Consider the following 14,678-nt stretch of genomic DNA (forward strand, 5'->3'; position numbering starts at 1 on the left):
CCATGACTCTGACCATGACCGCGGACGACGTATGGCTCCCGTTTCAGGCCGCCGAGATCGAAGGCCTTCCCGACCCGGCCGACGCCGGCCTCAACTACCGTTTCTGGGACGGTGGTCCGGACTTTCCCGCTGATCCCGCCCGCTGCGCCTTCTACGCCGTCCCCTACCTGAAGCCGACCGAGATCGCGATCCGTCCGCTGGCCGCGATGACATCCGTACGCGTCGTCCAGACGCTGTCCGCCGGGATCGACCATGTGGAGCCGGGCCTCGGCTCGCTCCCCGCCGGCGTCCAGCTGTGCAACGCCAAGGGCGTCCACGAGGCCTCCACCGCCGAGCTCACGCTCGCCCTCATACTCGCCTCCCTGCGCGGCATCCCCGGCTTCGTACGCGGCCAGGACAAGGAAGAATGGCGGTCCGGCTTCTATCCGGCGCTCGCCGACAAGTCGGTGCTCATCATCGGGTACGGATCGATCGGCGCCGCCATCGAGGACCGGCTCGCGCCGTTTGAATGCGCGCGGGTGGCACGCGTCGCGCGCTCCGCCCGCACTGCAAAGCGCGGCGACGTGCGCGCACTCACCGACCTGCCCGTCCTGCTCCCCGAAGCCGACGTCGTGATCATCTCCACCCCGCTCACCGAGCAGACGAAGGGCTTGGTGAACGCCGGATTCCTGGGCCGGATGAAGAACGGAGCCCTCCTGGTGAACGTCGCCCGCGGTCAGGTCGTCGACACAAAGGCGCTGCTCGCGGAGATCGAGAGCGGGCGCATCACCGCCGCCCTCGACGTCACCGACCCCGAACCGCTGCCCGCGGGACATCCGCTCTGGCACGCTCCAGGTGTCTTGATTAGCCCCCATGTCGGTGGCTCCACATCGGCGTTCCTGCCGCGCGCCAAGCGGCTCCTCGCCGGGCAGCTGACCCGGTTCGCGGCCGGCGAACCGGCGCGAAATCTGGTTCTCACCACCGGGCAGTGAACCTTTTCGCCCCGCCATCCGTGCACTCTATGAAGTCATCTGAATGCGTGGCGTGCCGCTTTCTCCGCTTTTCGTTACGGAGAGTAGAGGGGGTATGTCCCTGAGTGACCGATCTGGTGTATCGTCCCCACCTGGGGGCCGCATCGGGCAGGGGCGATGCGGCAGCACGACCTGACTGCCGATCAGATTTCAAGGGGGGCGACGGGCGATGTACGGCCAATGGACCAACGACCCGACGCGGCGGGGCCGTCGACAGCGACCCTCGTACGCTCTGGAACGCCGACCGCGACACACAGCGGGACACAGGCCAGAACGCACAGTGGAATATCAGCCACAACTGGGATACCGGCCACAACCGGGGTACCGGCAGCAGGGATGCCATTCACGCCCCGGATGCCGGCCGGACCCGGCACGCACGCCGCAACCCACAGCGGGACGCCGGCCGGACCCGGCATGCCGCCCGGACCCGGCACGCCCGCCGCAACCAGCACGCGATCTTGCCGCCACACCGACGGCGGTGCTCCCCGGAGCGGCCCTATGACCGCCAACACCGTGCTCGTGGCCCGCCAGGCGCCCGCCGCCCCCGCCGCCGCCGACGGCCCCGCCGTCCCAGGACTGCTCCCCCAGCTCCTCCTCGCCACCGTCTGCGCCGGGTACGGCATCGGCGCCGCCCTCGGCTGGGGGTCGCGGGAACTGGCCCTGATCATGGGCGACTTCGGCCTCAGCGCCGCCGCCCTCGTCGCCGCCGTCTCCTGTTTCCTCTACGCCCGCACCCGCCAGAGCCGATTCCGCCCCGCCTGGCTGCTGTTCGCCGTCTCCTCCGCCATGGCCTCCATCGGAAACGCGGTCTGGGGCTGGTACGAGGTCGTACTGGACCGCGACGTACCGAGTCCTTCCATCGCCGATCTGTTCTTCCTCTGCTTCGCGCCGCCCGCCATCGTGGGCCTCCTCGTCCTCGCCAAACGCCCGGTCACCCGAGCGGGCTGGGTCTGCCTCGCGCTGGACGCCTGGCTGATCGGCGGCTCGCTGCTGACCCTCTCCTGGAGCCTCGCGCTCGCGCACACCGCGCGCGTGCAGGGCGAGAGCGTGGCCCCCGCGGCGCTCTCCCTGGCCTACCCGCTCCTGGACATCGTGCTGGTCAGCATGGTGCTCGCACTGCACTTCCGGCGCTCGGCCGCCAACCGCTCCGCGGTCAACACCGCCATCGCCGCCCTCGCGCTGACCGTGCTGTGCGACGCCCTGTTCACCTCGCCTCTGCTGCGCGAGAACTACCGCTCCGGGCAGCTCCTCGACGCCGGCTGGTTCGCCGGTTCCCTGCTGCTCGCGTACGCCCCCTGGGGCGTACGCCGTACGGCCGAGACCGCACGGCCCCAGCGCGGGCCCCGCCACCCCAGCCGCCCCGTCGCGGGCTCGCTGGCCGCCCTCACGCCGTACCTCGCGGCGGCCGTCTGCACCCTGGGAATCCTCTACAACGTCATCGAGGGCCGCCGCGTCGACCGCGTGGTCGTCCTCACCGGCTGCGCCGTCGTGCTCGCGCTGGTCGTACGCCAGGGGATCATGCTGCTCGACAACATCTCCCTCACCCACGAGCTGGCGCAGAAGGAGAACCACTTCCGCTCACTGGTGCAGGGCTCCAGCGACGTCATCATGATCGCGGCCCCCAGCGGGATCCTGCGCTATGTCAGCCCCGCCGCCGCCGGAGTCTACGGACGCGACGCCGAAGAGCTCATCGGCTCCGAGCTGGCCAGCCTCATCCACCCGGAGGACCTCGGCCGCGTCGTCCACGAAGTGCGCAGGTTCCTGGCCGCCCCGCCGGCCGAGGAGCCGACGACCCGGATCGAGTGCCGCTTCAAATCGGGCAGCGGCGACTGGCTCAACGTGGAGTCCACCGTCAACCGCCACCAGGGCGGGCTGATCTTCAACAGCCGGGACGTCACCGAACGGGTCCGCCTCCAGGCGCAGCTCCAGCACAACGCCGAACACGATCCGCTGACCGATCTGCCCAACCGCGCCCTGTTCACCGAACGGGTCCGCCAGGCCCTCACCGGCCGCCGCGCGGGCGACCCGGGCACCGCCGTGCTCTTCATCGACCTCGACGGCTTCAAGGGCGTCAACGACCGCCTCGGCCACCTGGCGGGCGACGAGCTGCTCATCCAGGCCGCCCGCCGCCTCCAGGACTCCGTACGGGCCGGGGACACCGCCGCCCGCCTCGGCGGCGACGAGTTCGCGGCCCTCATCGTCGGCGACGGCACCCGCGACCAGAACGCCCGCGAGTGCCAGGTCCACGAGATCGCCGACCGGCTGCGCCTCACCCTCTCCCAGCCGTACCGCGTGGACGGCCGAGAGGCCCGGGTCGCCGCCTCCATCGGGGTGGCCTTCGCCGAGCCCGGCATCACCCCCAGCGATCTCATGCGCAACGCCGACCTGGCCATGTACCGCGCCAAGGCCGCGGGCAAGGACCGCGTCGAGCTGTACGCCCCCCAGATGCAGGCCGACGTCGTACGCCGTACGGAAGTGGCCGCAAGGCTGCGCAGCGCCCTGCACGACGGGGAATTCACCCTCCTGCACCAGCCCGTGGTCAACCTCGCCTCCGGCCGGATCGCCGCCGTGGCCGCACAGGCCCGCTGGCGATCGGCCCGGGGCGTCCTGTTCACCCCCGCCGAATTCCTGCGGGCGGCAGCCGCCGACGACAGCCGGACGGCCGCGACCGGCGATGGCGGCCGTACCGCCGAGCTCGGCCGCTGGCTGATCCAGGAGGCCGTGGAACAGGCCGCGGAGCGGTTCAGGCTGGGCCACCGGGTGCCCGTATCGGTCCGGCTCTCGGCCGCCCAGCTGCTGGACAAGTCCCTGCCGCTCGGCTCCGTCGAGGCCCTCCTCGGCCGGTACGGGCTGCCCTCGGGCGCGCTGGTCGTCGAGCTGGCCGACAGCGACTCGCGGATCTCCTTCGAGGACCTGGAGCAGCGGCTCCTCGCGCTGCGCAGGCTGGGCGTACGGATCGCGCTGGACGGCTTCGGCAGCGGATACGCCGCCATCAACGCCCTGCGCCGCCTCCCCGCGGACGTGCTGAAACTGGACAGGGGGCTGGTCGAGGGCGTCGTGGAGTCCGCCCGGCTGCACAAGATCACCGCCGGGCTGCTGCGGATCGCCCGCGACCTCGGCATGCAGTCCGTGGCCGAGGGTGTGGATGTGCCGGAGCAGGTGCTCGCCCTGCGCGCCATGGGGTGTACGCATGGCCAGGGCATGGCCTTCTCCGCGCCGCTGGACGAGCACCGGCTGCGCCGCGCGCTGGTACGGGGGGAGTACCCCGTACCGGGCGGGCTCGCCCTGCCGGTCCTGACGGGCGGCGCGCTGGCGGGCGGCGCCATGGTCTGCGGCGGCGCCATGGCGGGCAGCGCCATGGCCGGTGGCTCCGTGCGCACGGGCACGGGGACCCTGACGGGCGGCGCTATGGCAGGTGGCGCTCTCACGGGCACCGGGGCCCTGGCGGCCGGCGCTCTGGCAGGCGGCGCGCTCACCGGCGGAGCCCTGACCGGTGGCGCTCTCGCGGGAGGCACGCTGACGGGCGGCGCCCTGACGAATGGTGTCGGTGTCCCGTTCACCACCCACAATGGCCCAAATAATGAGACGCGCGTCCCACCCGCTTGACAGTGACAGCGGGCCGGGGGGAGGGTCAATGCCATGCGCACCCGAATTCTCGTACTTGGACAGCGCGTCGGCTGAGCGGGGCAATGAACGCCCCGCAGACCCTCCCGACGCGCTCCCCTCGCTTGCCTCCCGGCACGAGGGGTTTTTTGTTGCACCGGCACACTGCCAAATCGATAGAAGTCCTCGCGAAACCCTCGCCCTCGCGAAACCATCGCGAACGCCCTCAGCTTCGAGAAGAGAATGCCGATGACCGAGCAGGCCACCGGGGCCCACCACCCGCAGCCGCGGGCCCGTAACGGCGGACCGACGTCCGCCACCGTTGAGCACGTCACGGGCGCGCAGGCCCTCATCCGCTCTCTTGAGGAAGTCGGGGCCGAGGTGGTATTCGGCATTCCCGGAGGCGCGATCCTCCCCGCGTACGACCCGATGATGGACTCCACCAGGGTCCGCCACGTCCTGGTCCGCCACGAGCAGGGCGCGGGCCACGCCGCCACCGGCTACGCCCAGGCCACCGGCAAGGTCGGCGTCTGCATGGCCACCTCGGGACCCGGCGCCACCAACCTGGTCACCCCGATCGCCGACGCGCACATGGACTCCGTCCCGCTGGTGGCGATCACCGGCCAGGTCTCCTCCAAGGCGATCGGCACGGACGCCTTCCAGGAGGCGGACATCGTCGGCATCACCATGCCGATCACCAAGCACAACTTCCTGGTCACCAAGGCCGAGGACATCCCCCGCACCATCGCCCAGGCCTTCCACATCGCCTCGACCGGCCGCCCCGGCCCGGTCCTGGTCGACATCGCCAAGGACGCGCTGCAGGCGAAGACGACGTTCAGCTGGCCGCCCCAGCACGACATGCCCGGATACCGGCCGGTCACCAAGCCGCACGCCAAGCAGATCCGCGAGGCCGCCAAGCTGATCGTCCAGGCCAAGCGGCCCGTCCTGTACGTCGGCGGCGGCGTCATGAAGGCCGGCGCGACCGCCGAGCTGAAGGTCCTGGCAGAGCTCACCCAAGCGCCCGTCACCACCACCCTGATGGCGCTCGGCTCGTTCCCCGACAGCCACCCGCTGCACGTGGGAATGCCCGGCATGCACGGTGCGGTCACCGCCGTCACCGCGCTGCAGAAGGCCGACCTGATCGTCGCCCTCGGCGCCCGTTTCGACGACCGCGTCACCGGCAAACTGGACAGCTTCGCCCCGTACGCCAAGATCGTCCACGCCGATATCGACCCGGCCGAGATCGGCAAGAACCGCACCGCGGACGTGCCGATCGTCGGAGACGCCCGCGAGGTCATCGCCGACCTGGTCCAGGCGGTCCAGGCCGAGCACAGCGAGGGTCACACCGGCGACTACAGCGCCTGGTGGACCGACCTCAACCGCTGGCGCGAGACCTACCCGCTCGGCTACGACCAGCCGGACGACGGCAGCCTCTCGCCGCAGCAGGTCATCCAGCGCATCGGCGAACTCGCCGACCCGGACACCATCTACACGGCGGGCGTCGGTCAGCACCAGATGTGGGCGGCCCACTTCATCAACTACGAGCGGCCCTCCACCTGGCTGAACTCCGGCGGCGCCGGAACCATGGGTTACGCGGTCCCGGCCGCGATGGGCGCGAAGGCCGGGCAGCCGGACCGTATGGTCTGGGCGATCGACGGCGACGGCTGCTTCCAGATGACCAATCAGGAACTCACCACCTGCGCGCTGAACAACATCCCGATCAAGGTCGCCATCATCAACAACGGCGCGCTCGGGATGGTCCGCCAGTGGCAGACCCTCTTCTACAACCAGCGCTACTCCAACACCGTGTTGCACTCCGGCCCCGAGGACGGCATCGCGGTGCCGGGCAAGTCCAGCGGCGGCACCCGCGTCCCCGACTTCGTCAAGCTCTCCGAGGCCATGGGCTGCTACGCGCTGCGCTGCGAGTCCCCGGAAGACCTGGACAAGGTCATCGCCGAGGCCAACGCCGTCAACGACCGCCCCGTCGTGATCGACTTCATCGTCCACGAGGACGCCCAGGTCTGGCCGATGGTCGCCGCCGGCACCTCCAACGACGAGGTCATGGCAGCGCGCGGAGTCCGTCCCGACTTCGGCGACAACGAAGACGACTGAGCCGACTGAGCCGAAAGAGAACGACGAACATGTCAAAGCACACGCTCTCTGTCCTGGTCGAGAACACCCCCGGCATCCTCGCCCGGATCGCCGCGCTGTTCTCCCGCCGCGGCTTCAATATCGACTCACTCGCCGTCGGCGTCACCGAACACCCCGACATCTCCCGCATCACCATCGTGGTCAATGTCGAGGACCTGCCGCTGGAGCAGGTGACCAAGCAGCTCAACAAGCTGGTCAACGTCCTGAAGATCGTCGAACTCGAGCCCGGCGCCGCGATCCAGCGCGAGCTCGTTCTGGTGAAAGTGCGCGCCGACAACGAGACGCGCTCCCAGATTGTCGAGATCGTCCAGCTCTTCCGCGCCAAGACCGTGGACGTCTCACCCGAGGCAGTCACGATCGAGGCCACGGGAGGCACCGACAAACTGGAGGCCATGCTCAAGATGCTGGAGCAGTTCGGCATCAAGGAGCTGGTCCAGTCCGGAACGATCGCCATAGGGCGCGGCTCCCGGTCCATCACAGACCGGTCCCTGCGCGCGCTCGACCGTTCCGCCTAGCCCACGCCCAGCCTGACCGTTTCGCCTGGCGAGACCCTTCGCCTTCCCCACACCGTCCCGCCGTACGGTAGGACACAAAGCGTCCCTTCCACGACGTGCACCCCAAGGAGATATCCCAGTGGCCGAGCTGTTCTACGACGACGACGCCGACCTGTCCATCATCCAGAACCGCAAGGTCGCGGTCATCGGCTACGGCAGCCAGGGCCACGCCCACGCGCTGTCGCTCCGTGACTCGGGTGTCGACGTCCGGGTCGGTCTGCACGAGGGCTCGAAGTCCAAGGCCAAGGCCGAGGAGCAGGGCCTGCGCGTGGTGACCCCCGCCGAGGCCGCCGCCGAGGCCGACGTCATCATGATCCTGGTCCCGGACCCGATCCAGGCCCAGGTCTACGAGGAGTCCATCAAGGACAACCTGAAGGACGGCGACGCGCTGTTCTTCGGTCACGGCCTCAACATCCGCTACGGCTTCATCAAGCCGCCGGCGGGCGTCGACGTCTGCATGGTCGCCCCCAAGGGCCCGGGCCACCTGGTCCGCCGTCAGTACGAGGAGGGCCGCGGCGTTCCGTGTATCGCGGCCGTCGAGCAGGACGCCACCGGCAAGGGCTTCGGGCTGACGCTCTCGTACGCGAAGGCCATCGGCGGCACCCGCGCGGGCGTCATCAAGACGACCTTCACCGAGGAGACCGAGACCGACCTGTTCGGCGAGCAGGCGGTCCTGTGCGGCGGAGCCAGCGCCCTGGTCAAGGCGGGCTTCGAGACCCTCACCGAGGCCGGTTACCAGCCGGAGATCGCGTACTTCGAGTGCCTCCACGAGCTGAAGCTCATCGTGGACCTGATGTACGAGGGTGGCCTGGAGAAGATGCGCTGGTCGGTCTCCGAGACCGCCGAGTGGGGCGACTACGTCACCGGCCCCCGCATCATCACCGACCAGACCAAGGCCGAGATGAAGAAGATCCTCGCCGAGATCCAGGACGGCACCTTCGCCAAGAACTGGATGGACGAGTACCACGGCGGTCTGAAGAAGTACAACGAGTACAAGCAGCAGGACGAGAGCAGTCTGCTGGAGACGACCGGCAAGGAGCTCCGCAAGCTCATGAGCTGGGTCGACAACGACGAGGCGTAAGCCTGGAGCGCCGGGGGGCCGGGACGAGCGAGTCCCGGCCCCCCGGCGTCATGTCCGAGCGCCTTTGGACACTGTGGGAACCCGTCCGGCCACGGACGGGTGATCTTGTCATCAAGGCGCGAGCCGCGTCGCACGACACCACTACACTTCATTCATACAACGCGTCAGGCCCACAGTGTCGTGCGTCTTCCACGCGGCTAGCCCCTCCACCGCCTGCGGCCGTCGGGACGGCCGTCCGCACTGCACTTGTGAGGACTCACGTGAGCTCGAAACCTGTCGTACTCATCGCTGAAGAGCTGTCGCCCGCGACGGTGGACGCACTCGGCCCGGACTTCGAGATCCGGCACTGCAACGGCGCGGACCGCGCGGAGCTGCTGCCCGCCATCGCCGACGTGGACGCGATTCTGGTCCGCAGCGCCACCAAGGTCGACGCGGAGGCCATCGCCGTCGCGAAGAAGCTGCGCGTCGTGGCCCGGGCGGGCGTGGGCCTCGACAATGTCGACGTCTCCGCCGCCACCAAGGCCGGTGTGATGGTCGTCAACGCCCCGACGTCCAACATCGTCACCGCCGCGGAGCTCGCCTGCGGTCTGCTCGTCGCCACCGCGCGCAATATCCCGCAGGCCAACACCGCCCTCAAGAACGGCGAGTGGAAGCGCTCCAAGTACACCGGCGTGGAGCTGAGCGAGAAGACCCTCGGCGTCGTCGGCCTCGGCCGTATCGGCGTGCTGGTCGCGCAGCGCATGTCGGCGTTCGGCATGAAGATCGTCGCCTTCGACCCGTACGTACAGCCCGCGCGAGCCGCGCAGATGGGCGTCAAGCTCCTCACCCTGGACGAGCTGCTCGAAGTCTCCGACTTCATCACCGTCCACCTCCCCAAGACGCCCGAGACGCTGGGCCTGATCGGGGACGACGCGCTGCACAAGGTCAAGCCGACGGTCCGTATCGTCAACGCCGCGCGCGGCGGGATCGTGGACGAGGCGGCGCTGGCCTCCGCGCTCAAGGAGGGCCGCGTCGCGGGCGCGGGCCTGGATGTGTACGCGAAGGAGCCGTGCACGGACTCGCCGCTGTTCGAGTTCGACCAGGTCGTCTGCACCCCGCACCTCGGCGCGTCCACGGACGAGGCGCAGGAGAAGGCGGGCATCGCCGTCGCCCGTTCGGTGCGCCTCGCGCTCGCCGGTGAGATGGTGCCGGACGCGGTCAACGTCCAGGGCGGAGTCATCGCCGAGGACGTCAAGCCGGGACTGCCGCTCGCCGAGAAGCTCGGCCGGATCTTCACCGCCCTGGCGGGCGAGGTCGCGGTCCGCCTCGATGTCGAGGTGTACGGCGAGATCACCCAGCACGACGTCAAGGTGCTCGAACTGTCCGCGCTCAAGGGCGTCTTCGAGGACGTCGTCGACGACACCGTGAGCTATGTGAACGCGCCGCTGTTCGCGCAGGAGCGCGGTGTCGAGGTCCGGCTGACGACGAGTTCGGAGTCCCCGGACCACCGCAATGTCGTCACCGTCCGCGGCACGCTCTCGGGCGGCGAGGAGGTCTCGGTCTCCGGCACGCTGGCCGGTCCCAAGCACCTCCAGAAGATCGTCGCGATCGGCGAGTACGACGTCGACCTGGCACTCGCGGACCACATGATCGTTCTGCGGTACGAGGACCGTCCGGGCGTCGTCGGCACGGTCGGCCGGATCCTCGGCGAGGCGGGCCTGAACATCGCGGGCATGCAGGTCTCGCGCGCGGAGGAGGGCGGCGAGGCGCTCGTCGTGCTGACCGTGGACGACGACGTACCGCAGTCGGTGCTGACGGAGATCTCGGAGGAGATCGGCGCGGCGTCGGCGCGTTCGGTGAACCTGACCGACTGAGCTCCGCCGACTGAGCCGCGTCGGTTGTGGGCTAGAGCCGTGCGGCTTTCAGTGCCATGTGCAGCAGCAGCCGGTCCTCGCCCTCCGCGAGGTCGAGGCCGGTGAGCTGTGCGACACGCGAGAGACGGTAGTAGAGCGTCTGGCGGTGGATCCCGAGCGCCGCGGCCGTACGCCCCGCCTGGCCCGCACAGTCGAGGAACACCTCGGCGGTGCGGGCCAGTTCCGCGTGTACGGGGGCGAGCAGTTGGCGTACGGCGGGGTCGGGCGCCTGGCCCGGGGGCAGCGCCGTCAGCATGCGGTACGGGCCGATGGCCGACCACTCGGCGACCGGTCCCAGCCCGGCCCTGGCCTTGGCCGCGCGGGCCGCGGCAGCCGCCTCCGCCCAGGCGGTGTTGAGCTCGGCGAGGCCCCGGCGGGGGGCCGCCACCCCGGCCGTCGCCGTATCGCCGCCGACGGCGGTGCGGAGCCGGTTCGCCATGGTGAGCGCGGGCGAGAGGGCATCGGGGGAGCGGAGCCGTACGAGGACGGCGAGGGCGTGCGGGGCGGCTTCGCCGCCGAAGTCGGCGTAGCCGACGTAGTCACCGTGGGGGAGTGCCGGGGCGCCGCCGGTTCGGCGGAGGGCGCTGCGGCCGCTGCGGTCCTCGCCCGAGAGGGCGCTGCCGCCCGCCGGGGTGCCGGTGGAGGCGCCGCCTTCCGCGCGCCCCGCCCCACGCCGTGCCGAGGCGTCGGCTCGGCTGCGGGCGCTTCGGTCGTCCCCCGAGGAGGCGCGCCCGCCCGCAGGGGCGCCAGTGCCGGCGCCGCCTTCCGCGCGCCCCACCCCCCACGGCACCGTGCACACCGCCGCCACCCCCGGCAGCGCCCGCGCCGACGGAGCCTCGTCCTCCCGCCACCCCGGCACGCACACCACCGCGTGCAGCCCCTCCGCCTCCCCGCCGCCCAGCGCCGAGCGGAACGCCGCCACCGCCATGTCGTACTGCCAGCCGCGCTCCGCCGTGAGCACCGCGCGGAACTCCCGCGACAGATCCGTGCCCGCCCGCTCCGCGTCCGCCAGCAGCACGCCGATGCGCTCGGCCACCCCCATCGCCGCCGCCAGCCGCTCCCGCGTCGGCTCCGGCTCGCCAGGACCGGCGTCCAGCAGCCATACGTAACCGAGCACGACGCCCCGATGGCGTACGGGCAGACAGATCCGCCCCCGGAAGATCCCCACCTCCGGCGCCGCCGGAATACGCACAGGACCCGTCGCGCGGGCGATGCCGAACCCCTCGAACCAGGCGCGGACGGCCGGAGTGGACTTCCGGGTCAGGATCGAGCGCGTCCTGACCGGGTCGAGCGTCGTCTCGTCGAAGTCGCCGCTGTCGTGCGCGCCGAAGGCGATCAGGCCGAAATCCCGGTTCTCCAGCGTCGCCGGGGCGGCGAGCAGCGCCGAGATCTCATCCACCAGCTCCTGGTAATCGTCCTTCACCCGGACATTCTCCCACCCCTTCAGACATATGTCTGAGATCCGGGCCACGAATGCGTGACAGCTGTCGATGGCAGGCCAACGGAGCGATCCTTAAGTTTCACGGTGGTTCTTCGTGCCGTTCCGCGCCGTACGGGTTCGGCCGGCTTTGTTTCGTACTCTCCGTGGAGGTCCCCGTGCTGGGTCCCGTGATCCTCGCCGCATCGCGCAGCGACAAGATGCGCCGAGCCGTCTCGGCCGCCCCGGTCACCAAATCCGTGGTGCGCCGGTTCATCGCCGGGGAGACGGTCCAGGAGACGATGCCGGTCGTCCAGGACACGGCCGACCGCGGTCTTGAGGTCACCCTCGACGTCCTCGGCGAGGACATCACCGACCCGGGCGAGGCGCTGCGCGCCCGCGACGCCTACCTGGAGCTGGTCGAGGCGCTCACCCCGCTGGAGCTCGGCCCCCGCGCCGAGCTGTCGGTGAAGCTCTCCGCCTTCGGGCAGGCGCTCCCCGGCGGTCACGACCTGGCCCTGAAGAACGTCACGGCGGTGGTCGAGGCCGCGGCCGAGATCGGCACCACGGTCACCCTCGACATGGAGGACCACACCACCATCGACTCGACGCTCGCGATCCACGCCGAGCTCCGCGAGCGCTACCCGCAGACCGGCGCCGTCGTCCAGTCGTACCTCTTCCGCACCGAGGACGACTGCCGTGCGCTGGCCGCCGCCGGTTCGCGCGTACGGCTGGTGAAGGGCGCGTACGAGGAGCCCGCGACCGTCGCGTACCAGGTCAAGGCCGAGGTCGACCGGGCGTACGTCCGTTGCCTGAAGATCCTGATGGAGGGCGAGGGCTACCCGATGGTCGGCTCGCACGACCCGCGGATCATCGCCATCAGCCAGGAGCTCGCCCGCCGCGCCGGTCGCAAGCCCGCCGAGTACGAGTTCCAGATGCTGTACGGCATCCGGGAGGCCGAGCAGCAGCGCCTCGCCGCCGATGGTCACCGGATGCGCGTCTACATCGCGTACGGCACCGACTGGTACGGCTATTTCATGCGCCGCCTCGCGGAGCGGCCCGCCAACCTCGCGTTCTTCCTGCGTTCGCTGGTCAGCCGCGGCTGATCCCCCCATTGGCCACCTGACCCACTGATTTAAGGAGTTCGCCCATCATGGACGCTGTGACCCAGGTTCCCGTGCCGGTCAACGAGCCGGTGCACTCCTACGCCCCCGGCAGCCCCGAGCGCACCCGCATCGAGGCCCGCCTCAAGGAGCTGTCCGAGAACCCGATCGAGCTGCCGATGACGATCGGCGGCGTACGGCGGATGGGCGGCGGCGAGCGCTTCGACGTCGTACAGCCGCACAACCACAAGGCCGTCATCGGTACGTTCGCAGGCGCGACCCAGCAGGACGCGCAGGACGCGATCGACGCCGCGCTCGCCGCCGCGCCCGCGTGGCGCGCCATGTCCTTCGACGACCGCGCCGCGATCATCCTGCGCGCCGCCGAGCTGCTGGCGGGCCCGTGGCGCGAGACGCTCGCCGCGTCCACCATGCTCGGCCAGTCCAAGACCGTGCAGCAGGCCGAGATCGACACGCCCTGCGAGCTGGTCGACTTCTGGCGCTTCAACGTCAAGTACGCCCGTGACCTGCTCGCCGAGCAGCCGGTGGCCAACTCTCCGGGTGTGTGGAACCGGCTGGACCACCGGCCGCTTGAGGGCTTCGTCTACGCGATCACGCCCTTCAACTTCACCGCGATCGCGGGCAACCTGCCCACCGCCCCCGCCCTCATGGGCAATGTGGTGATCTGGAAGCCCTCCCCGACGCAGACGCACGCCGCCGTGCTGCTGATGCGGCTGCTGGAGGAGGCAGGCCTGCCCAAGGGCGTGATCAACCTGCTGACGGGCGACGGCATCGCCGTCTCCGAGGTGGCCCTGAACCACCCCGAGCTCGCGGGCATCCACTTCACCGGCTCGACCAAGACCTTCCAGCACCTGTGGAAGACGGTCGGCAACAACATCGAGAAGTACCGCTCCTACCCGCGGATCGTCGGTGAGACGGGCGGCAAGGACTTCGTCGTCGCCCATCCGAGCGCCGACCACGCGGTCCTGAAGACCGCGCTCACCCGCGGTTCCTTCGAGTTCCAGGGCCAGAAGTGCTCCGCGTCCTCGCGGGCGTACGTCCCCGCCTCGATCTGGAACTCCGGCTTCAAGGAGGAGTTCGCGGCCGAGGTCGACGGCCTGAAGATGGGTGACGTCACCGACCTGTCGAACTTCATGGGCGCCGTGATCGATCAGCGTGCCTTCGCGAAGAACAAGGCCGCGATCGACCGCGCCGCCGCCGACCCGACCTGCACGATCGTCGCGGGCGGCACGTACGACGACTCGGTCGGCTACTTCGTCCGCCCGACGGTCGTGGAGTGCTCGGACCCGGCCAACGAGGTCTTCACGACCGAGTACTTCGGCCCGTTCCTGGCCATCCACGTCTACGAGGACGAGCAGTACGACGCCATGCTGGAGCAGATGGAGTCGGCGTCGGCGTACGCGCTCACCGGCGCGGTCATCGCGAGCGACCGCGCGGCGGCGGCGCACACGATGGAGAAGCTGCGGTACGCCGCGGGCAACTTCTACATCAACGACAAGTGCACCGGCGCGGTCGTCGGCCAGCAGCCCTTCGGCGGCGGGCGCGCGTCCGGGACGAACGACAAGGCGGGCGCTCCGCAGAACCTGATGCGCTGGACGCTGACCCGCGCGATCAAGGAGACGCTGGTCGCGCCGACGGACTACGGGTACCCGCACATGGGGTGACCGCTGCCCACTCCAGTACCGCCCCCGCCCGGCCTCCACGCGCCGGACGGGGGCGGTCTGCGTTCGCGGATCTATGGTTGCTGGAGTTGTGTAACTCTCAAGCGACTCACAGCCTTCTCCTGGGAGGCGTACAGGCCGGTTTCCTACCGTCGGCCTCATCCGTCGCACAGAATGAAGACAAGGCA

At 70.2% G+C, this 14,678-nt stretch carries 9 protein-coding genes; 8 read left to right on the forward strand and 1 reads right to left on the reverse strand.

Features of this window, described 5'->3' with window-relative positions:
* The first annotated feature begins 2 nt into the window (after positions 1-2).
* The 6 genes from ACIHCQ_RS11480 (at position 3) to serA (ending at position 10,252) form a co-directional block, all read left to right on the forward strand.
* A complete protein-coding gene (locus ACIHCQ_RS11480) occupies positions 3-971 on the forward strand; it encodes a 2-hydroxyacid dehydrogenase (protein WP_399660557.1) in 969 nt (322 codons plus the stop codon).
* 537 nt (positions 972-1,508) lie between these two features.
* Positions 1,509-4,616 (forward strand): putative bifunctional diguanylate cyclase/phosphodiesterase, encoded by a 3,108-nt coding sequence (locus tag ACIHCQ_RS11485; RefSeq protein WP_399660559.1) that lies wholly within the window; start codon positions 1,509-1,511, stop codon positions 4,614-4,616.
* 240 nt (positions 4,617-4,856) lie between these two features.
* Positions 4,857-6,725, forward strand: coding sequence for an acetolactate synthase large subunit (locus ACIHCQ_RS11490; protein ID WP_399660562.1), 1,869 nt, complete (start codon positions 4,857-4,859; stop codon positions 6,723-6,725).
* Positions 6,726-6,754: 29 nt separating this feature from the next.
* Positions 6,755-7,279, forward strand: a complete 525-nt coding sequence (ilvN, locus tag ACIHCQ_RS11495) for an acetolactate synthase small subunit (RefSeq protein ID WP_399660565.1) — start codon at positions 6,755-6,757, stop codon at positions 7,277-7,279.
* 118 nt (positions 7,280-7,397) lie between these two features.
* The gene (ilvC, locus tag ACIHCQ_RS11500; RefSeq protein ID WP_399660568.1) at positions 7,398-8,399 is read left to right on the forward strand and encodes a ketol-acid reductoisomerase; all 1,002 of its coding nucleotides are present in this window, start codon (positions 7,398-7,400) and stop codon (positions 8,397-8,399) included.
* Between the two features lie 260 nt (positions 8,400-8,659).
* On the forward strand, positions 8,660-10,252 hold the full coding sequence (gene serA / locus ACIHCQ_RS11505; RefSeq protein ID WP_399660571.1) for a phosphoglycerate dehydrogenase: 1,593 nt from the start codon (positions 8,660-8,662) through the stop codon (positions 10,250-10,252).
* 31 nt (positions 10,253-10,283) lie between these two features.
* On the opposite strand, the gene ACIHCQ_RS11510 is transcribed toward serA, so the two are convergent.
* Positions 10,284-11,714: a PucR family transcriptional regulator gene (locus tag ACIHCQ_RS11510; RefSeq protein WP_399660574.1), complete on the reverse strand. Its 1,431-nt coding sequence runs from the start codon at positions 11,712-11,714 to the stop codon at positions 10,284-10,286.
* 173 nt (positions 11,715-11,887) lie between these two features.
* On the opposite strand from ACIHCQ_RS11510, the gene ACIHCQ_RS11515 reads away from it, so the two are divergent.
* Together ACIHCQ_RS11515 and pruA are read left to right on the forward strand one after the other, a co-directional pair.
* Positions 11,888-12,814: a proline dehydrogenase family protein gene (locus ACIHCQ_RS11515; protein ID WP_399660577.1), complete on the forward strand. Its 927-nt coding sequence runs from the start codon at positions 11,888-11,890 to the stop codon at positions 12,812-12,814.
* A 47-nt stretch (positions 12,815-12,861) separates the two neighbouring features.
* Entirely contained in the window at positions 12,862-14,493 is a 1,632-nt protein-coding gene (pruA, locus tag ACIHCQ_RS11520) for an L-glutamate gamma-semialdehyde dehydrogenase (protein WP_399660579.1), read from the forward strand.
* Positions 14,494-14,678: the final 185 nt, after the last annotated feature.

The organism is Streptomyces sp. NPDC052236, assembly GCF_044548015.1.
Taxonomy (GTDB): domain Bacteria; phylum Actinomycetota; class Actinomycetes; order Streptomycetales; family Streptomycetaceae; genus Streptomyces.